The 18799-nt window shown below is 61.5% G+C and carries 17 protein-coding genes; 5 read left to right on the top strand and 12 right to left on the bottom strand.

From position 1 onward, the window contains the following. Positions 1-100: 100 nt before the first annotated feature. Positions 101-478 (bottom strand): hypothetical protein, encoded by a 378-nt coding sequence (locus BM70_RS0112885; protein WP_025856387.1) that lies wholly within the window; start codon positions 476-478, stop codon positions 101-103. Positions 479-633: 155 nt separating this feature from the next. Between BM70_RS0112885 and phoB the strand changes: the two genes are divergently transcribed. The 3 genes from phoB to BM70_RS0112905 all read left to right on the top strand — a co-directional run bounded on the left by phoB (position 634) and on the right by BM70_RS0112905 (position 4301). After that, positions 634-1323: a phosphate regulon transcriptional regulator PhoB gene (phoB, locus tag BM70_RS0112890; protein WP_003176964.1), complete on the top strand. Its 690-nt coding sequence runs from the start codon at positions 634-636 to the stop codon at positions 1321-1323. A gap of 81 nt (positions 1324-1404) precedes the next feature. Further along, positions 1405-2691 carry a phosphate regulon sensor histidine kinase PhoR gene (gene phoR / locus BM70_RS0112895; RefSeq protein ID WP_256220902.1) on the top strand — a complete coding sequence of 429 codons (1287 nt, stop codon included), beginning with the start codon at positions 1405-1407 and terminating at the stop codon, positions 2689-2691. Positions 2692-2960: 269 nt separating this feature from the next. Beyond that, positions 2961-4301, top strand: a complete 1341-nt coding sequence (locus tag BM70_RS0112905; protein ID WP_010207573.1) for a hemolysin family protein — start codon at positions 2961-2963, stop codon at positions 4299-4301. A gap of 241 nt (positions 4302-4542) precedes the next feature. Here BM70_RS0112905 and BM70_RS0112910 read toward each other — a convergent pair whose 3' ends face one another. The 7 genes from BM70_RS0112910 to BM70_RS0112940 form a co-directional block, all read right to left on the bottom strand. Continuing rightward, positions 4543-5454, bottom strand: coding sequence for a response regulator (locus BM70_RS0112910; protein ID WP_025856389.1), 912 nt, complete (start codon positions 5452-5454; stop codon positions 4543-4545). Positions 5455-5622: 168 nt separating this feature from the next. Beyond that, positions 5623-6384 carry a phosphate signaling complex protein PhoU gene (phoU, locus tag BM70_RS0112915; protein WP_025856390.1) on the bottom strand — a complete coding sequence of 254 codons (762 nt, stop codon included), beginning with the start codon at positions 6382-6384 and terminating at the stop codon, positions 5623-5625. Between the two features lie 70 nt (positions 6385-6454). Further along, positions 6455-7288, bottom strand: a complete 834-nt coding sequence (gene pstB, locus BM70_RS0112920; RefSeq protein ID WP_025856391.1) for a phosphate ABC transporter ATP-binding protein PstB — start codon at positions 7286-7288, stop codon at positions 6455-6457. Between the two features lie 178 nt (positions 7289-7466). Continuing rightward, positions 7467-9137 (bottom strand): phosphate ABC transporter permease PstA, encoded by a 1671-nt coding sequence (gene pstA, locus BM70_RS0112925; protein WP_025856392.1) that lies wholly within the window; start codon positions 9135-9137, stop codon positions 7467-7469. 15 nt (positions 9138-9152) lie between these two features. Beyond that, on the bottom strand, positions 9153-11186 hold the full coding sequence (locus tag BM70_RS0112930; protein ID WP_177326554.1) for an ABC transporter permease subunit: 2034 nt from the start codon (positions 11184-11186) through the stop codon (positions 9153-9155). A 384-nt stretch (positions 11187-11570) separates the two neighbouring features. Next, positions 11571-12557, bottom strand: a complete 987-nt coding sequence (locus BM70_RS0112935; protein WP_016978637.1) for a phosphate ABC transporter substrate-binding protein PstS — start codon at positions 12555-12557, stop codon at positions 11571-11573. A 178-nt stretch (positions 12558-12735) separates the two neighbouring features. After that, the gene (locus BM70_RS0112940) at positions 12736-14025 is read right to left on the bottom strand and encodes an MFS transporter (RefSeq protein ID WP_025856394.1); all 1290 of its coding nucleotides are present in this window, start codon (positions 14023-14025) and stop codon (positions 12736-12738) included. 456 nt (positions 14026-14481) lie between these two features. On the opposite strand from BM70_RS0112940, the gene BM70_RS0112945 reads away from it, so the two are divergent. After that, the gene (locus BM70_RS0112945) at positions 14482-14886 is read left to right on the top strand and encodes an acyl-CoA thioesterase (RefSeq protein ID WP_007896491.1); all 405 of its coding nucleotides are present in this window, start codon (positions 14482-14484) and stop codon (positions 14884-14886) included. 58 nt (positions 14887-14944) lie between these two features. Continuing rightward, positions 14945-15844 carry a D-hexose-6-phosphate mutarotase gene (locus BM70_RS0112950; RefSeq protein ID WP_025856395.1) on the top strand — a complete coding sequence of 300 codons (900 nt, stop codon included), beginning with the start codon at positions 14945-14947 and terminating at the stop codon, positions 15842-15844. A 109-nt stretch (positions 15845-15953) separates the two neighbouring features. Here BM70_RS0112950 and BM70_RS0112955 read toward each other — a convergent pair whose 3' ends face one another. From BM70_RS0112955 to purE, 4 genes are all read right to left on the bottom strand, one after another. Next, entirely contained in the window at positions 15954-16490 is a 537-nt protein-coding gene (locus BM70_RS0112955; RefSeq protein ID WP_025856396.1) for a DUF3299 domain-containing protein, read from the bottom strand. Positions 16491-16568: 78 nt separating this feature from the next. Further along, the gene (locus BM70_RS0112960; RefSeq protein WP_015886585.1) at positions 16569-16814 is read right to left on the bottom strand and encodes a GlsB/YeaQ/YmgE family stress response membrane protein; all 246 of its coding nucleotides are present in this window, start codon (positions 16812-16814) and stop codon (positions 16569-16571) included. Positions 16815-16920: 106 nt separating this feature from the next. Beyond that, positions 16921-18006, bottom strand: coding sequence for a 5-(carboxyamino)imidazole ribonucleotide synthase (locus BM70_RS0112965; RefSeq protein ID WP_025856397.1), 1086 nt, complete (start codon positions 18004-18006; stop codon positions 16921-16923). A gap of 11 nt (positions 18007-18017) precedes the next feature. Next, the gene (purE, locus tag BM70_RS0112970) at positions 18018-18509 is read right to left on the bottom strand and encodes a 5-(carboxyamino)imidazole ribonucleotide mutase (RefSeq protein WP_003176980.1); all 492 of its coding nucleotides are present in this window, start codon (positions 18507-18509) and stop codon (positions 18018-18020) included. Positions 18510-18799 lie beyond the last annotated feature (290 nt).

Here is an 18799-nt window from a genome sequence, read left to right on the forward strand (position 1 = left end):
TCAGGGCCGCTGCGTTACTTCAGGAGAACCGAATTGTCGTGTTTTGGGGCTGCTTTGCAGCCCAACGCGGGGCAAGCCCGCTCACCACAGTACGAGCCAATCAAGGTTTGATGACGTGCCACGCCCCACCCTTGCCATCACCGGTCTTGTCGCCGGCCTTGTGGTCATCCTTGTAGGTGTAGACCGGCTTACCGTCATAAGCCCACTGGCTGGTCTGGTCGTCGCGGGTGATGACGGTCCATTTGCCCATCGACTTGTCGGTGGACTCGGCCTTCAACGGCGGCCAATTGGTCGCACATTGGTCCTTGCACACTGACTTGCCGTCGGCATCCTTGTCGAAGGTGTATAGCGTCATGCCCTTGTGATCGACCAGCATCCCGTCTTTAGTCATCGCTGGCTCCGCCGCGAACGCCAGGGTCGGCAGCGTCAAGGCCGCCGTTACCAGCAGGGCTTTCCAGGAAATCGTGCTGTAAGTCATCGGAACCTTCCTTTTTCGGTTGTCAGGATTCGGACCCAAAGCGTAGTCCAGAGAGGCGTTAATTGCCCAAGCGACTAAATTACTGTCACACGACTGCAATAATTCCGTTATCTAATGCGGCGCAAGACAGTTAAATGACAAGAGGATTTTTGAGCATGGTTGGCAGGAGCATTCTGATTGTTGACGACGAAGCGCCCATCCGCGAGATGATCGCCGTTGCGTTGGAAATGGCCGGCTACGACTGCCTGGAGGCAGAGAACTCCCAGCAGGCCCATGCCATTATCGTCGACCGCAAGCCGGACCTGATCCTGCTGGACTGGATGCTGCCCGGCACCTCCGGCATCGAACTGGCCCGCCGCCTCAAGCGTGACGAACTGACCGGGGACATCCCGATCATCATGCTCACCGCCAAAGGCGAAGAGGACAACAAGATCCAGGGCCTGGAAGTCGGCGCCGATGACTACATCACCAAGCCGTTTTCCCCACGCGAGCTGGTTGCACGCCTGAAGGCTGTACTGCGCCGCGCTGGCCCGACCGATGGCGAAGCGCCGATCGAAGTCGGCGGCCTGCTGCTGGACCCGATCAGCCACCGCGTGACCATCGACGGCAAGCCGGCCGAGATGGGCCCGACCGAATACCGCCTGCTGCAATTCTTCATGACCCACCAGGAACGCGCCTACACCCGTGGCCAATTGCTGGACCAGGTGTGGGGCGGCAATGTGTATGTGGAAGAGCGCACCGTGGACGTGCATATCCGCCGCCTGCGCAAAGCCTTGGGCGATGCCTACGAGAATCTGGTACAAACCGTGCGCGGCACCGGTTATCGGTTTTCCACCAAGGGCTGAGCCCGTCGCCTCAAGACTTAACAGCTGACAAGGACGCATGTTCAAGTGAATCAAAACTGGCATGGCACCCTGATCCGCCACATGCTTTTGCTGATCACCGGCTGCCTGTTGGTGGGCCTGGTCAGTGGTTATTACGGCTGGAGCCTGGCAGTCGGCATTGCCCTTTATCTAGGCTGGACCCTCAAGCAACTGCTGCGCCTGCATGAATGGCTGCGCCAGCACAAACCCGACGAAGCACCGCCCGACGGCTACGGCCTGTGGGGCGAGGTGTTCGACAGCATCTACCACCTGCAACGCCGCGACCAACGCGTGCGTGGGCGCCTGCAAGCGGTGATCGACCGGGTGCAGGAGTCCACCGCCGCGCTCAAGGACGCGGTGATCATGCTCGACAGCGACGGCAACCTCGAATGGTGGAACCGCGCCGCCGAGACCCTGCTGGGCCTCAAGACGCCGCAGGACAGCGGCCAGCCGGTGACCAACCTGGTACGCCACCCGCGCTTCAAGGAGTACTTCGAACAGGAGAACTACGAAGAAGCCCTGGAAATCCCCTCGCCCACCAATGACCGCGTACGCATCCAGCTCTACCTGACGCGCTACGGCAACAATGAACACCTGATGCTGGTGCGCGACGTCACCCGCATCCACCAGCTGGAACAGATGCGCAAAGACTTCGTCGCCAACGTCTCCCACGAGTTGCGCACACCGCTGACGGTGATCTGCGGCTACCTGGAGACGCTGCTCGACAACGTCGACGAGATCAACCCGCGCTGGAGCCGGGCCCTGCAGCAAATGCAGCAGCAAGGCTCACGCATGCAGACGCTGCTCAACGACCTGCTGTTGCTGGCCAAGCTGGAGGCCACCGATTACCCGTCGGACAACCACCCAGTGGCGGTGCAGAGCCTGTTGCAGACCATCAAGAACGACGCCCAGGCCCTCTCCGGCCAACGCGGGCAGCAGATCACCCTGGAAGCCGACCCGGCCGTCCTGCTCAAAGGCAGCGAAGGCGAGTTGCGCAGCGCGTTTTCCAACCTGGTGTTCAACGCGGTGAAATACACCCAGGACAAAGGCAATATCCGCATCCGCTGGTGGGCCGACGACCAGGGCGCGCACTTGAGCGTGCAGGACTCCGGCATCGGCATCGACGCCAAGCACCTGCCGCGCCTGACCGAGCGTTTCTACCGCGTCGACTCCAGCCGCAACTCCAACACCGGCGGCACCGGGCTTGGCCTGGCGATCGTCAAGCACGTGCTGCTGCGCCACCGTGCACGCCTGGAAATCAGCAGCGTGCTGGGCCATGGCAGTACGTTCACCTGCCATTTTCCGCCGACGCAGGTGACCCGTTCGCGAGCCCTCAGCAACGACGAGTAATCCAAATACACCACGGGCCTAAATGTGGGAGGGGGCTTGCCCCCGATGGCGGCGGGTCAGATATGAATGTGCTGCCTGACATACTGCCATCGGGGGCAAGCCCCCTCCCACAGTGGGCCGGTGTTGTTTTTGAGAGGGCACTCCAAGTCCCGCCGGGCAGTGGGCACTAGGCAAGCGCCCGATCAGCCGCTACATTGGCCGACTTGCGCCTGCCTTTCAGGCCCACCTGCCACCCCTTACTGAACATACGGAACCTGCAAAACCCCATCATGGACCCTTCCCCTGGTATCACCCTCGCTACACTCTTCGCCGACTTCGGCATGATTCTTTTTGCACTGATCCTGGTACTGCTCAACGGTTTCTTCGTTGCGGCCGAATTTGCCATGGTCAAACTGCGCGCCACCCGGGTCGAGGCCATCGCCCACAAGAACGGCTGGCGCGGGCAGATCCTGCGCACCGTGCACAGCCAACTCGACGCTTACCTGTCGGCCTGCCAGCTGGGTATCACCCTCGCCTCCCTGGGCCTGGGCTGGGTGGGCGAGCCGGCGTTTGCGCACATCCTCGAGCCGCTGCTGGGCGCCGTGGGCGTCGAGTCGCCGGAGGTGATCAAGGGCGTGTCGTTCTTCGCCGCGTTCTTCGTGATTTCCTACCTGCACATCGTGGTCGGTGAGCTGGCGCCCAAGTCCTGGGCGATTCGCAAGCCCGAGCTGCTGTCGCTGTGGACGGCGGTGCCGCTGTACCTGTTCTACTGGGCCATGTACCCGGCGATCTACCTGCTCAACGCCAGCGCCAACGCCATCCTGCGCATCGCCGGCCAAGGCGAGCCCGGCCCGCACCATGAACACCATTACAGCCGCGAAGAACTCAAGCTGATCCTGCACTCAAGCCGTGGCCAGGACCCGAGCGACCAGGGCATGCGTGTACTGGCTTCTGCCGTGGAAATGGGCGAGCTGGAAGTGGTGGACTGGGCCAACTCCAGGGAAGACCTGGTCACCCTGGATTTCAACGCCCCGCTCAAGGAAATCCTCGCGCTGTTCCGTCGTCACAAATTCAGCCGTTACCCGGTGTATGACGCGGTGCGCAACGAGTTCGTGGGCCTGCTGCACATCAAGGACCTGCTGCTGGAACTGGCAGCCCTGGACCACATTCCCGAGTCGTTCAACCTGGCGGAGCTGACCCGCCCGCTGGAGCGTGTGTCGCGGCACATGCCGTTGTCGCAGTTGCTGGAGCAGTTCCGCAAAGGCGGCGCGCATTTCGCCCTGGTGGAAGAAGCCGACGGCAAGATCATCGGCTACCTCACCATGGAAGACGTGCTGGAAGTGCTGGTGGGCGATATCCAGGACGAACACCGCAAGGCCGAACGCGGCATCCTGGCCTATCAGCCGGGCAAGTTGCTGGTGCGAGGCGATACCCCGCTGTTCAAGGTCGAACGCCTGCTGGGTGTGGACCTGGACCACATCGAAGCCGAAACCCTGGCCGGCCTGATCTACGACACCCTCAAGCGCGTGCCGGAAGAGGAAGAAGTGCTGGAGGTCGAAGGCTTGCGGATCATCATCAAGAAGATGAAAGGGCCAAAGATCGTGTTGGCCAAGGTGCTGTTGCTCGACTGAGCCCCCGAAACCCCGTGCAGGAGCCCATGGCATAGCGGGGGTTTGGCCTCGGTATGGCTGAAGGTGCCGTTGGGGGCATCGGGTCGACACGGCGACCGTTGCCAGCCCGCGGCACAGCGGCAAGCGCTGAACGGCAGGCTGGCAAGGGATCATGACAAGGCTGTGTGCGGCAATGACCCTATGGGCAGCGGGCTTTCCGTGGCGAACCTGCTCCCACACGGGACAGATGTCGCCCTACAGATCAGGCACCCGGCACAAAATGCTTCTGCGCTGTACCACGTGCGATCAGGCGGGAGATGTAATCGAGCTTCTGCGCGTCCTGATCGATGAACCGGAAGGTCAGTTGCAGCCAATCGCTGTCCGGCTTGGGTTCGAAGGCGACGATGGCGTGCAGGTAGCCGTTGAGACGTGCCACTTCGGCGTTCTCACCTTGCTCCAGGTCGAGTACCGCGCTTTCCAGTACCTGAGGCAGGACTTCGCCGCGACGGACCACCAGCAATGCTTCCTTGATGCTCAGCGCCTTGATCACGCACTGCTGGATGCCGCTGGACAGGCGCAATTGGCCCTGGCCACGACCGCCAGCCGGCGCCGCCGTAACCGGAGCTTGCACCGGTGGGCTATTGAGCAGGCCTTTGCTGGGCGCAGGTGCAGGCGTTGCCGCCGGGGCCGCGCGCACGGCTTCGGGCTTGCCGCCGGTCAGGGCGCTGAGGGAATCGTTGCCGAAGGCCGAGTTCATCTTGGTCGGCGCGCTGGCGATCAGGGCGTCGAGACGGCCGATCTTGTGCAGGGCCTGCTTGACCTTGTTCAGCAACTGCTCGTTGGTGAACGGTTTGCTGACGTAGCCGGAAACACCGGCCTGGATGGCCTGGACCACGTTTTCCTTGTCGCCGCGGCTGGTTACCATCACGAACGGCATGGCCTTGAGGTGCGCCTGTTCGCGACACCACGTCAACAGCTCTAGCCCGGACATCTCCGGCATTTCCCAGTCACACAGCACCAGGTCGAACGTCTCGCGCATCAGGATGGCCTGGGCCTTTTTGCCGTTCACCGCATCTTCGATCTTGATACCCGGGAAGTAGTTGCGCAGGCACTTCTTCACCAAGTCGCGGATAAACGAGGCGTCATCCACCACCAACACACTGACTTTACTCATCGACCCTATATCCTATAAAAACCGCGGCACGCAGAACGCCTGACTAATGGCATTTTGCCAAAACTCTGTAGTCACGGCGGGACTTTCTTTCGCCCGGCGTGCAATAAATTCAGCAACCACAAACAAAAACGCCCGGCCAAAGGCCGGGCGTTAATTTCTCGGGCAATCTTACTTATCGTCCGTTTCGCCCGGAACATTAGGGATTAGATCGGCCGAACCTTCAACTTCGGCCTTCATGCGCTTAAGCCCCATGTGCCGTACGTCGGTCCCGCGCACCAGGTAAATCACCAGTTCGGAGATATTGCGCGCGTGGTCGCCGATGCGCTCCAGGGAACGCAGCACCCAGATAATGCTCAAGACCCGCGAGATAGAGCGTGGATCTTCCATCATGTAGGTCGCGAGTTCACGCAGTGCGGTCTTGTATTCGCGGTCGATGATCTTGTCGTACTGGGCCACCGACAACGCCAACTCGGCGTCGAAGCGGGCGAAGGCGTCGAGGGCATCACGCACCATGTTACGCACTTGGTCGCCAATGTGGCGCACTTCCACGTAACCACGCGGCGCCTCGCCTTCTTCGCACAGCTGGATGGCGCGGCGGGCGATCTTGGTGGCTTCGTCGCCGATGCGCTCCAGGTCGATCACCGACTTGGAGATGCTGATGATCAAACGCAGGTCGGACGCCGCCGGCTGGCGACGGGCGAGAATGCGCAGGCATTCTTCGTCGATGTTGCGTTCCATCTGGTTGATCTGGTCGTCGATCTCGCGCACTTGCTGGGCCAGGCCCGAGTCAGCCTCGATCAGCGCGGTGACGGCGTCGTTGACTTGCTTCTCCACCAGCCCGCCCATCGCCAGGAGGTGGCTGCGCACTTCCTCAAGCTCGGCGTTGAACTGCGCGGAGATGTGATGGGTAAGGCCTTCTTTGCTAATCATGTTGGCGTCCTTGGAGCGTCCGGTAAGGTGCGGAGAACCGCAGCGTCAGTGCAATCAGAACCACAGCTTCCTAGCCATAGCGACCGGTGATGTAGTCTTCGGTCTGCTTCTTCGCCGGATTGGTGAACAGGGTGTCGGTGTCGCCAAACTCCACCAGCTTGCCCATGTACATGAACGCGGTGTAGTCGGAAACCCGCGCCGCCTGTTGCATGTTGTGGGTCACGATGACGATGGTGAACTTGGACTTGAGCTCGTAGATCAGTTCTTCGACTTTCAGCGTCGAGATCGGGTCGAGTGCCGAGCAGGGTTCGTCGAGCAGCAGTACTTCCGGCTCAACCGCGATGGTGCGGGCAATGACCAGGCGCTGCTGCTGGCCGCCGGACAGGCCGAGTGCCGAATCATGCAGACGGTCTTTCACTTCATCCCACAGCGCCGCACCCTTGAGGGCCCACTCAACGGCTTCGTCGAGGATGCGTTTCTTGTTGATGCCCTGGATGCGCAGGCCGTAGACCACGTTTTCGTAGATGGTCTTGGGGAACGGGTTGGGCTTCTGGAACACCATGCCCACGCGGCGGCGCAGCTCGGCCACGTCTTCGCCCTTGCGGTAGATGTTGGTGCCGTAGAGGTTGATGGCACCGTCCACGCGGCAGCCGTCCACCAGGTCGTTCATGCGGTTGAAGGTGCGCAGCAGCGTGGACTTGCCGCAGCCCGACGGGCCGATGAAGGCGGTCACGCGCTGCTTGGGGATGTTCATGCTGACGTCGAACAGCGCCTGCTTTTCACCGTAGTACAGGCTCAGGCCCGGCACTTCGATGGCCACGGTTTCCTGGGCCAGGCTCAGGCTCTGTTTGTCGCGACCCAGGGCAGACATGTTGATGCCGTGGGTGTGGGTGTCTTGTTGCATGGGATGCTCCCTGTGCTACCAATTCGTTGTGTTGAACCGCCGGGGCGATCTACTCAAATTTTGTGTCTGACGCTGGCCCCTGTGGGAGCTGGCTTGCCTGCGATGCGGGCGGCGCGGTGTTTCAGTCAAACCGCGGTGATGCCATCGCAGGCAAGGCCAGCTCCCACAGGGGGCCGTGTTAGCTGTCCAACGCTTTGTATTTTTCGCGCAGGTGGTTACGGATCCACACCGCCGACAAGTTGAGCGTGGCGATCACCAGCACCAGCAGCAAAGCGGTGGCGTACACCAGCGGCCGCGCGGCTTCGACGTTGGGGCTCTGGAAGCCGACGTCATAGATATGGAAGCCCAGGTGCATGATCTTCTGGTCCAGGTGCAGGTACGGGTAGTTGCCATCCAGCGGCAGTGACGGCGCCAGTTTCACCACGCCGACCAGCATCAGCGGCGCCACTTCACCGGCGGCGCGGGCCACGGCGAGGATCATGCCGGTCATCATCGCCGGGCTGGCCATCGGCAGCACGATCTTCCACAGCGTTTCCGCCTTGGTCGCGCCGAGTGCCAGGGAGCCTTCACGGACGGTACGAGGAATCCGCGCCAGGCCTTCTTCGGTGGCCACGATCACCACCGGCACCGCCAGCAGCGCCAGGGTCAGCGAGGCCCACAACAGGCCCGGGGTACCGAAGGTCGGGGCCGGCAGGGCTTCGGCGAAGAACAGGCGGTCAACCGAACCGCCCAATACATACACGAAGAAGCCCAGGCCGAACACGCCGTAGACGATGGCCGGTACACCGGCCAGGTTGTTCACGGCGATACGGATGACGCGGGTCAGGGTGTTCTGCTTGGCGTATTCACGCAGGTACACCGCCGCCAGCACGCCAAAAGGAGTGACGATCATCGCCATGATCAGGGTCATCATCACGGTGCCGAAGATAGCCGGGAAGATCCCGCCTTCGGTGTTGGCTTCCCGTGGGTCATCGCTGAGGAATTCCCAGACCTTGCTGAAGTAGAAGCCGACCTTGGTGATCGTACCCATGGCATTCGGCTGGTAGGCGTGCACCACTTTGCCGATGCCGATTTCGACTTCCTTGCCGTTGCCGTCGCGGGCAGTCAGCGCGTCGCGGTTGAACTGGGCGTGCAGGTCGGCCAGGCGGGCTTCGATGTCTTGGTAACGGGCATTCAGCTCGGCGCGGTCAGCATCCATGTCGGCCTGGGCGGCGGCGTCGAGCTTGCCTTCCAGCTCCAGCTTGCGGCCGTGAAGGCGGATGCGCTCCAAACCGGCGTTGATCGCGCCGATGTCGGATTTTTCCAGGGTTTTGAGTTGAGCGGCGAGCTTGTTGACGCGATCCACACGGGCCTGCAGCTCCGGCCATGCGGCTTCGCCTTCGGCGATGACCTTGCCATCCTGCTTGACGTTGACCAGGGTGCCGTAGAAGTTGCCCCACTCACGACGCTCGATGGTCATCAGGTTCGCCGGCGTGGTCTGGTCCTTGAGCCACTCGCCGACGATCCAGGTGAAGTCGTTGCCGTTCAGGTCGCGGTTGCCGACCTTGATCAGCTCGCGGGTCATAAACTCCGGGCCTTGGTCCGGCACCGGCAGGCCTGCGCTTTTCAGGCGCTCGCGGGGGACTTCTTCTTTCTGCACCACTTCGCCGATGACGATATGGTTTGCCTGGCCCGGCACGTTGTAGTTGGCCTGGATCAGGTCGGCCGGCCAGAAGTGGCCCAAGCCACGCACGGCGATCACCGCCAGCAAACCAATGGTCATGATGACCGCGATGGACACCGCGCCACCACTGATCCAGACGCCGGGGGCGCCGCTCTTGAACCATCCATTCAGGGAGTTCTGTTTCACAGACTTCTACCTTTCTTAAAGCGACGAGTATTTCTTGCGCAGACGCTGACGGATCAGCTCGGCGAGGGTGTTCATGATGAAGGTGAACAACAGCAGCACCAGCGCCGAAAGGAACAGCACGCGGTAGTGACTGCCGCCCACTTCCGACTCCGGCATTTCCACCGCGACGTTGGCCGCGAGCGTTCGCAGGCCTTCGAACAGGTTCATCTCCATCACCGGGGTGTTACCGGTGGCCATCAACACGATCATGGTCTCGCCGACCGCACGCCCCATGCCGATCATCAGCGCCGAGAAGATGCCCGGGCTGGCGGTCAGGATGACCACGCGGGTCATGGTCTGCCACGGCGTGGCACCCAGGGCCAACGAGCCCAGGGTCAGGCCGCGTGGCACGCTGAACACGGCGTCTTCGGCGATGGAGTAGATGTTCGGGATCACCGCAAAACCCATGGCCAGGCCGACGACCAGGGCATTGCGCTGGTCGTAGGTGATGCCGAGGTCGTGGGAGATCCACATGCGCATGTCGCCGCCGAAGAACCAGGTTTCCAGGTACGGGCTCATGTACAGCGAGAGCCAGCCCACAAACAGGATCACCGGGATCAGGATCGCGCTTTCCCAGCCATCGGGAACCCGCAGGCGCAGGGATTCAGGCAGGCGACTGAAGACAAAACCCGCCACCAGGATGCCGATCGGCAACAGCATCAACAGACTGAAGATGCCCGGCAGATGCCCTTCCACATACGGCGCCAGGAACAGGCCGGCGAAGAAGCCGAGGATCACCGTCGGCATCGCTTCCATCAGTTCGATCACCGGCTTGACCTTGCGGCGCAGGCTCGGGGCCATGAAGTAGGCGGTGTAGATCGCCGCGGCAACAGCCAGCGGCGCCGCCAGCAGCATGGCGTAGAACGCCGCCTTCAAGGTGCCGAAGGTCAGCGGGGCCAGGCTCATCTTGGGTTCGAAATCGGTGTTGGCGGCGGTCGATTGCCAGACGTATTTAGGCTCGTCGTAGTTTTCGTACCAAACCTTGCTCCACAGTGCACTCCAGGACACTTCCGGGTGCGGGTTGTCGAGCAGCAACGGTTGCAGCTTGCCGCCAGCTTCGACGATCACGCGGTTGGCGCGTGGCGACATGCCGTACACGCCTTGGCCATCGACCACCGGGTCCACCAGCAGTGTGCGGTGCGCGGTGCTGTGGAACACGCCGAATTTGCCGGAAGCGTCGAGGGCGGTGAAGCCTTTGCGGCGCTCTTCGGCGGAGATTTCAACGATAGGCGTCGTGCCCATCTGGAACGTGCGGATCTGCTTGAAGCGCTGCTCGCCATCCGGGTCGCGGGCCATGAACCACTGGGCCAGGCCGCCCTTGGAGTTACCGATGATCAGCGAGATGCCGCCCACCAGTTGCGTGCTGGCGGTGACTTCGGCATTGCCGTCTTCCAGCAGTTTGTAGCGGCCATTGAGGCTCTTGTCGCGCAGGCTGAACACATCGGCGAGGGCACGGCCGTTGATCACATATAGCCATTGCTGGCGTGGGTCGATGAAGATCGCCTTCACCGGCTCGGTCATCTGCGGCAGCTCGATGCGCTTCTGCTCGCTGGTGACTTCGCCGGTCATCATGTTTTCTTCGCGGCTCAGGGACAGCACGTTCAAGTGCGAACCAGCGGAACCTGCAATCACCAAGGACGAGTCCGTGGCATTGAGGGCCACATGCTCCAGCGGGCGACCGGCGTCATCCAGCACGATCGGCGTTTCACCGTAAGGGTATTCGACCGCGGGGGTAATGGTTTTCTTGCCGTCCGGGTAGGACACCTTATAGGTGTGGCGGAATACCAGGGACTGGCCATTGGACAGGCCGAGGATCACCAGCGGGCTACCGGGCTGGTCTTCACCGATAGACGCAACGCTGGTGCCGGCGGGCAGTGGGAGGTCGACACGATTGAGTTCAGCGCCGGTTTCCACATTGAAGAATAGCGCCTGGCCCTTGTCGGAAACCCGCATGGCGACCTGGTTCTGTTCTTCGAGGGAGATCATCAGCGGCTTGCCCGCGTCCTGGATCCAGGCCGGGGTCAGGGCGTCTTCCTTGGTCAATGAGGCACCCTGGAACAGCGGCGCGACGACGTAAGCCAGGAAGAAGAAAATCAGGGTGATCGCGCCGAGGACGGCGAGGCCGCCGACCAGCACATACCAACGGGTCAGGCGATCCTTGAGCGCGCGAATGCGGCGCTTACGTTGCAGCTCAGGCGTATTGAAGTCAATGCGCTTGGGGGGAGAAGTCGTCGTCATGGTGGAATTGGCCAGATCATTCATGCGCACACCCTAGCGATCCTGTATGACAGAAAGATGACAGTGCAGTGACGCAACAAATCCGCCGCGAAGCTAGGCTGGCAGCGGACTAGAAAATTCGGATGCGGAGCCGGCAGGCCGGCCCCGCAGAGGCAATCAGTTGCCTTCTTTCAGACCCAGGTCAGCCAGGGCCTTGGCGGCGACTTTGGCTGGCAGTGGGATGTAGCCGTCTTTCACCACAACTTCCTGGCCCTGCTTGGACAGAACCAGCTTCACGAATTCAGCTTCCAGCGGGGCCAGAGGCTTGTTCGGGGCTTTGTTGACGTACACGTAGAGGAAACGCGACAGCGGGTATTTGCCGTTCAGGGCGTTTTCTTCACTGTCTTCGATGAAGTCAGTGCTGCCTTTCTTGGCCAGGGCCACGGTTTTCACGCTGGCGGTCTTGTAGCCGATGCCCGAGTAACCGATGCCGTTCAGCGAGGAGCTGATCGACTGCACGACCGAAGCCGAGCCTGGTTGTTCGTTCACGTTTGGCTTGTAGTCGCCTTTGCACAGGGCTTCTTCTTTGAAGTAGCCGTAGGTGCCAGATACCGAGTTACGACCGAACAGTTGCACCGGCTTGTTGGCCAGGTCGCCGGTCACACCCAGGTCGCCCCAGGTTTTCACGTCAGCTTTGCCACCGCACAGACGAGTCGAGGAGAAGATCGCGTCGACTTGCTCCATGGTCAGGTGCTGGATCGGGTTGTCCTTGTGCACGAATACAGCCAGGGCATCCACGGCGACCGGGATAGCGGTTGGCTTGTAGCCGTACTTCTGCTCGAAGGCCGCCAGTTCGGTGTCCTTCATCTTGCGGCTCATCGGGCCCAGGTTGGAGGTGCCTTCAGTCAGCGCAGGTGGCGCGGTAGCGGAGCCGGCAGCTTGAATCTGGATGTTGACGTTCGGGTATTCCTTTTTGTAACCCTCAGCCCACAGGGTCATCAGGTTAGCCAGGGTATCGGAACCGACGCTGGACAAGTTGCCCGACACACCAGTGGTCTTGACGTAAGCCGGAATTGCCGGATCAACACCAGCGGCCACCGCGTTGGCGGTCGCAACGCCAGCAGCGACAAAAGTCATTGCCGCCATCAAACGTTTCAGTTTCATGCCTTGCTCCTAGCAGATAGGGATAGTTGGATCGGGGCCAAGTATCGGGAGGCCGTGTGAACACTCTATGTCTGCAATGTGACAGTTAGATGAAAGGCCACTATCGGCAAGGTGAAGGGGCGCAGCGAGGAGTTGCCATCGCTCCCACGCAGGGCGCGGGAGCGAGCATGTCAAGGAATCAGCGTGAACGCTTCCACAGATACCCACCCACCAACATCCCCATCACACACAGGGCAGCCACGTAGTAAGACGGCCCCATCGGGCTTTCCTTCATCAGCAGCGACACCGCCAACGGCGTCAGGCCGCCGAAAATGGCGTAGGCCACGTTGTAGGAGAACGACAACCCGCTGAAACGCACCACCGGCGGGAAGGCCTTGACCATGACGTAAGGCACTACGCCAATGGTGCCTACAAACAGACCGGTCAGCGTGTACAGCGGGAACAGCCAGTCCGGGTGAGCGATGAGGCTGTGATAGAGGGTCCAGGAGGTTGCCAGCAACAGCGCGCAACCGACAATCAGCACGCGGCCAGCACCGAAGCGGTCCGCCAGGGCACCCGAGGCTATGCAGCCCAGGCTCAAGGCGACGATGGCCAGGCTGTTGGCCTGCAGCGCAACCGTGGCGCTGAAGTGATAGACCGTTTGCAGCACGGTCGGGGTCATCAGGATGACAACGACGATACCGGCCGACAGCAGCCAGGTCAGCAGCATCGACAGCACGATGGCACCCCGGTGATCACGCAGTACTGCACGCAATGGCAGCTCGGCGGCCAGGGTCTTGCGTTGCTGCATCTCGGCGAAGATCGGTGTTTCATGCAGCCAGCGGCGCAGGTACACCGACAACAGGCCGAACACGCCGCCGAGCAGGAACGGGATACGCCAGGCGTAATCCGAGACCTGCTCCGGGCTATAAATAGTGTTGATCGCCGTGGCCACCAGCGAGCCCAGCAGGATCCCGGCCGTCAGGCCGCTGGTGAGGGTGCCGCAGGCGTAGCCGATATGGCGTGGCGGTACGTGCTCGGAGACGAACACCCAGGCGCCGGGTACTTCGCCGCCGATGGCCGCGCCCTGGATGATGCGCATCAGCAGCAACAGGACCGGCGCCCACAGGCCGATCTGCGCGTAGGTTGGCAGCAGGCCCATGATCAGGGTCGGCACGGCCATCATGAAGATGCTCAGGGTGAACATCTTCTTGCGGCCCAGCAGGTCACCGAAGTGCGCCATGATGATGCCGCCCAGTGGGCGTGCGAGGTAACCAGCGGCGAAGATGCCGAAGGTCTGCATCATGCGCAGCCATTCAGGCATGTCCACAGGGAAGAACAGTTTCCCGACCACGGTGGCGAAAAACACGAAAATGATGAAGTCATAAAACTCCAGCGCCCCGCCCAAGGCAGACAGCGACAGGGTTTTGTAGTCGTTGCGGGTCAGCGGGCGCGAAGGTTGCGCACTGCTTGCGGGCACGGAGGACATGGCAAGGCTTCTCTTATAGTAATCAGGACGGCAAGCGGGACTTGCGGCAGGTTTGGCAAGATAGCAAATCGCTAGAAAAAGCACAGCGTTGAGCGAATAACAGTTCAAAGCGATGAAATATTCCCCATTCCTGCCCTTTAACGGCGCCCAGAAGCACAGTTGCCGGAAAAAGCCGCGATACAGCCGTTAATTGCCGACCAAATGAGCGCCCAGAGGTCGTCGTGGCGCCAGGGTCTCGATATACTCGGCCCCTGCAAGCGCAAGAACCCCAGTCTTGAGGGGCTGCTGTGCCAAAACGTCGTTGGGTGCCTTCCAGCCGATTTGGCAGAGTTTCCCTTTAGTACGCCTTACGAGAAATGCATCACGCGGTGTATGTTGGTGCTGAAACGTTTTTTTCGAAGACGGCTATCCACTTGAAATACCCATGAAGCGTTACGGGTCAGAGGCACCCTCGGCATGATCGAACTCGAACAAGAAGATCCTATCCCGCAAGGCGATCTCGCCCTGCAAATCACCGCACTCCCACGTGAAACCAACGGTTTCGGCGATATCTTCGGCGGCTGGCTGGTCGCGCAGATGGACCTGGCCGGCACCGCGATGGCCAGCAAGGTTGCGGGCGGGCGCGTTGCAACCGTGGCCATTGATCGCATGGCGTTCCTGGTACCGGTCGCGGTAGGCGCACAACTGTCCTTCTATACCCAGGCCCTGGAAATCGGCCGCAGCTCGATCCAGATGATGGTCGAAGTGTGGAGCGACGACCCGCTGTCCAGCGAGTGGCGCAAGGTTACCGAGGCCGTATTCGTGTTCGTCGCCATCGACGGCAGCGGTCGTACGCGTTCGGTGCCACCACGCGCGCGTTAAACCTCGCGGGGTTTTGACGGTCAATTGCCCCATTGCCTGCCATAAAGAGTGTTTTGTTATGCCGACGCCCCACGTTGAAACCGTGAAAATCGACGAGCTGGACTGCTGGCGCATCCGCCACAACGGTGCCGAACTGATGGTGGCCCAACAGGGCGCGCATATCTTCAGCTACCAGCGCGCCGGCGAGCAGCCGCTGATCTGGCCGAACCCTGAAGCGGTGTTCAAAAAGGGCAAGGGCATCCGTACCGGCGTACCGGTGTGCTGGCCGTGGTTTGGTGTATTCGACCGCAACCCGCAGAGCGTCAAGGCGATGCGCCAGAGCGATCAGCCGGCCGGCGCCCATGGTTTCGTGCGTACAGCGCTGTGGGCGTTGGCCGCGAGCGAGCTCGAAGGTGAAGCGTTGCGGGTGGACCTGGTGCTACCAGTCCCGGCAGGCGGTTTTCCTGGCTGGCCCCATCAGGTCGACCTCAAGCTGAGCCTGTTGCTGGACGACCAGTTGCATATCCGCCTCACCAGCCATAACCGTGGCACTGACACCGTGACCCTCAGCCAGGCGCTGCATACCTACTTTGCGGTGAGCGACGTGCGCAACGTGCAGGTCGAAGGCCTGGACGGGCTGGCGTATATCGATACCGCCGACGGCTGGGCCGAGAAAGCACAATCCGGTCTGCTGCACTTCAACGCCGAGACTGATCGCATCTACCTCGATACGCCGTCCCGGCTGAATATTGTCGACAAAGACTGGCAGCGCCGCATCCAGCTCACCGCTCAGGGCTCGACGTCGACCGTTATCTGGAACCCTTGGACCGAACGCGCCAAGGCGTTTGATGACATGGCCGATGATGGGTGGGCAGGCATGCTGTGCATCGAGACGGCGAATGTGCTGGATGATGTGGTGAGCCTGGCACCCGGCGAAAGCCATACCCTGGGCGTGAGCATCAAAGCGCTAGCCCTGTAAACCCAAACCCCATGTAGGAGCTGGCTTGCCAGCGATGAGGCCCGCAAGATCTCCTTCGATCTCAAGCACCTCATCGCCGGCAAGCCGGCTCCTACGGGTTTCGCGGTGTTTAGAGGTCGGATTCCTTTACGACCCGCACTTTCCCCGCATCCAGCGCATAGGCCGCATCGGCCAGGTCATTGTTGACCTTCTCCACTTTCAGCGTGCCCGTGACCCACAGCGGCGTGTAGATATCATCCAGCTTCAGCCCCTTGGGATAACGCACCAAGACCAGTTGGTTCGGCGGCGGTGGCGGCACGTGGATGCACGCGCCTGGGTAAGGCACGAGGAAGAACAGCGTGCTGCGGCCTTTGGCATCAGTTTCCAACGGCACCGGGTAGCCGCCGATACGGATGTTCTTGCCGTTCATGGCGGCCACGGTCTTGGTCGAATACATCACCGCCGGCAAGCCCTTGCTCTGTTTCAGGCCACCCTTGTCGGTGAACGTGCCTTGGGCTTCGGGGGAGTTGTGGTCGATCTCGGGCATGGCCTCGAGGGCTTTCTGGTCCGACAGCGGCATCAGGTCAAGCCAGTCGGTTTCCGGCAGTTCGCCGGCGTGGGCCAGGGCAGAGCCCAGTAATAAGAGGGTAAACAGAAGACGGCGCATGGAGAGGCTCGACAAGGTTAGCAGTGTCGGCATTCTAGCCCCCTGCGCCTGCGCAGCGCAGAGGGCCGTGACGCTAAATCATTTTTTTCGCAGCAGACCGTAGATCACCAGCAGCACGATGGCGCCGATCAGCGCGCCGAGGAAGCCGGCGCCCTGGCCTGCCTGGTAGATGCCCAGGGCCTGACCACCGTAGGTGGCGACCAGGGAACCCGCGATACCCAGCAGGATGGTCATGATCCAGCCCATGCTGTCATCGCCCGGCTTGAGGAAACGCGCGAGCAGACCGACGATCAAGCCGATGAAGATGGTTCCGATGATACCCATGGCATTTCCCTCTGATTGAATGTGAGTCATGGCAAAGACTAGTCAGGCTTTGCCATCCTGCAATCAGAGAGACGGCGGTAACCAATGGTTCCCGCCAACCCGAGGCTTATTGCTCGGCGATCAGCGCCTCGACCTTCAAGATCTGCGCCTCGAGGGTCGCACGGTCCTTGCAGCGCAGGTTGGCGTGACCGACCTTGCGCCCGGCCTTGAAGGCCTTGCCGTAGTGATGCAGATGGCAGTCGTCGATGGCGATGACCTTTTCCACTGGCGGCACAACACCGATGAAATTGAGCATGGCGCTCTCACCGACCTTGGCGGTGGAACCCAACGGCAAACCCGCAACCGCCCGCAGGTGGTTCTCGAACTGGCTGCACTCGGCGCCTTCGGTGGTCCAGTGCCCGGAGTTGTGCACGCGCGGCGCGATTTCGTTGGCCTTGAGGCCGCCGTCGACTTCAAAGAACTCGAACGCCATTACGCCGACGTAATCCAGTTGCTTGAGCACACGGCTGGAATAGTCTTCGGCCAGGGCTTGCAACGGGTGGTCGGTGCTGGCCACGGACAGCTTGAGGATGCCGCTGTCGTGAGTGTTGTGCACCAGCGGGTAAAAGCGGGTTTCGCCATCACGGGCACGCACGGCGATCAGCGAGACTTCGCCGGTGAACGGTACGAAGCCTTCGAGCAGGCAGGCGACGCTGCCCAGCTCGGCGAAGGTGCCGACCACATCGGCTTCGGTGCGCAGGACTTTCTGGCCCTTGCCGTCATAACCCAGGGTGCGGGTTTTCAGCACGGCGGGCAGGCCGATGCTGGCGACTGCAGCGTCCAGGTCTGCCTGGGACTGGATATCGGCGAAGGCCGGGGTCGGGATCCCCAGGTCCTTGAACATGCTCTTCTCGAACCAGCGGTCGCGGGCGATGCGCAGAGCTTCGGCGCTCGGGTACACCGGGACGAACTGCGACAGGAACGCAACGGTTTCGGCCGGGACGCTTTCGAACTCGAAGGTCACCAGGTCGACTTCATCGGCCAGTTGGCGCAGGTGGTCCGGGTCGCTGTAGTCAGCGCACAGGTGTTCACCCAGGGCAGCCGCACAAGCGTCCGGCGCCGGGTCCAGGAAAGCGAAGTTCATCCCCAGCGGGGTTCCCGCCAGGGCCAGCATGCGACCCAGTTGGCCGCCACCGATTACACCGATCTTCATCGTCAACAACCTCAGGCAATGCGTGGGTCTGGATTGTCCAGCACGCTGTCTGTCTGCTCAGCACGGAATTTTTTCAGCACCGCATGGAACTGCGGGTGCTTGGCGCCCAGGATGCTCGCGGACAGCAACGCGGCGTTGATCGCGCCCGCTTTGCCGATCGCCAGGGTGGCCACCGGGATACCGGCCGGCATCTGCACGATGGACAACAGAGAATCCACGCCCGAGAGCATTGCCGACTGCACCGGCACACCGAGCACCGGCAGGTGGGTCTTGGCCGCGCACATGCCTGGCAGGTGCGCTGCACCGCCGGCACCGGCGATGATCACCTCGATGCCACGGGATTCTGCTTCATCGGCATACTGGAACAGCAAATCCGGAGTGCGGTGGGCGGAGACCACTTTCACTTCGTAGGGAATGCCGAGTTTTTCCAGCATATCGGCGGTGTGGCTAAGGGTGGACCAATCGGACTTCGAGCCCATGATCACGCCAACCAATGCACTCATCGTCGTGCCTCTTCTCTCTGGGCGCCCACGGGCGCGTCAAAAAACAACAAGCCACGCGGGAAATCCGGCGTGGCTTGGTGTACGAATTAAGGCCGGTTGGACCGGCCGAAGGCCGCGCAGTATACCGTAATAATCAAGATAAACAGCCCCTGCAATGACCATCTGTCCAGTGGCGCAAACCGGCGGTTTTATTGACTTTCAGGTCAGCGAAAACACCCCATTCCTGGTAGGAGCCGGCTTGCCGGCGATGGCGGTGCGCCAGCCACTATAAGGCTCGCCGACCCACCGTG

The organism is Pseudomonas sp. CHM02 (assembly GCF_000612585.1).
GTDB lineage: Bacteria > Pseudomonadota > Gammaproteobacteria > Pseudomonadales > Pseudomonadaceae > Aquipseudomonas.

Excerpts from the sequence above, each read along its gene's own strand:
- BM70_RS0112885 (WP_025856387.1), bottom strand. The coding sequence starts at position 478 with ATGACTTACAGCACGATTTCCTGGAAAGCCCTGCTGGTAACGGCGGCC.
- phoB (WP_003176964.1), top strand. The coding sequence starts at position 634 with ATGGTTGGCAGGAGCATTCTGATTGTTGACGACGAAGCGCCCATCCGC.
- phoR (WP_256220902.1), top strand. The coding sequence starts at position 1,405 with ATGCTTTTGCTGATCACCGGCTGCCTGTTGGTGGGCCTGGTCAGTGGT.
- BM70_RS0112905 (WP_010207573.1), top strand. The coding sequence starts at position 2,961 with ATGGACCCTTCCCCTGGTATCACCCTCGCTACACTCTTCGCCGACTTC.
- BM70_RS0112910 (WP_025856389.1), bottom strand. The coding sequence starts at position 5,454 with ATGAGTAAAGTCAGTGTGTTGGTGGTGGATGACGCCTCGTTTATCCGC.
- phoU (WP_025856390.1), bottom strand. The coding sequence starts at position 6,384 with ATGATTAGCAAAGAAGGCCTTACCCATCACATCTCCGCGCAGTTCAAC.
- pstB (WP_025856391.1), bottom strand. The coding sequence starts at position 7,288 with ATGCAACAAGACACCCACACCCACGGCATCAACATGTCTGCCCTGGGT.
- BM70_RS0112935 (WP_016978637.1), bottom strand. The coding sequence starts at position 12,557 with ATGAAACTGAAACGTTTGATGGCGGCAATGACTTTTGTCGCTGCTGGC.
- BM70_RS0112940 (WP_025856394.1), bottom strand. The coding sequence starts at position 14,025 with ATGTCCTCCGTGCCCGCAAGCAGTGCGCAACCTTCGCGCCCGCTGACC.
- BM70_RS0112945 (WP_007896491.1), top strand. The coding sequence starts at position 14,482 with ATGATCGAACTCGAACAAGAAGATCCTATCCCGCAAGGCGATCTCGCC.
- BM70_RS0112950 (WP_025856395.1), top strand. The coding sequence starts at position 14,945 with ATGCCGACGCCCCACGTTGAAACCGTGAAAATCGACGAGCTGGACTGC.
- BM70_RS0112955 (WP_025856396.1), bottom strand. The coding sequence starts at position 16,490 with ATGCGCCGTCTTCTGTTTACCCTCTTATTACTGGGCTCTGCCCTGGCC.
- BM70_RS0112960 (WP_015886585.1), bottom strand. The coding sequence starts at position 16,814 with ATGGGTATCATCGGAACCATCTTCATCGGCTTGATCGTCGGTCTGCTC.
- BM70_RS0112965 (WP_025856397.1), bottom strand. The coding sequence starts at position 18,006 with ATGAAGATCGGTGTAATCGGTGGCGGCCAACTGGGTCGCATGCTGGCC.
- purE (WP_003176980.1), bottom strand. The coding sequence starts at position 18,509 with ATGAGTGCATTGGTTGGCGTGATCATGGGCTCGAAGTCCGATTGGTCC.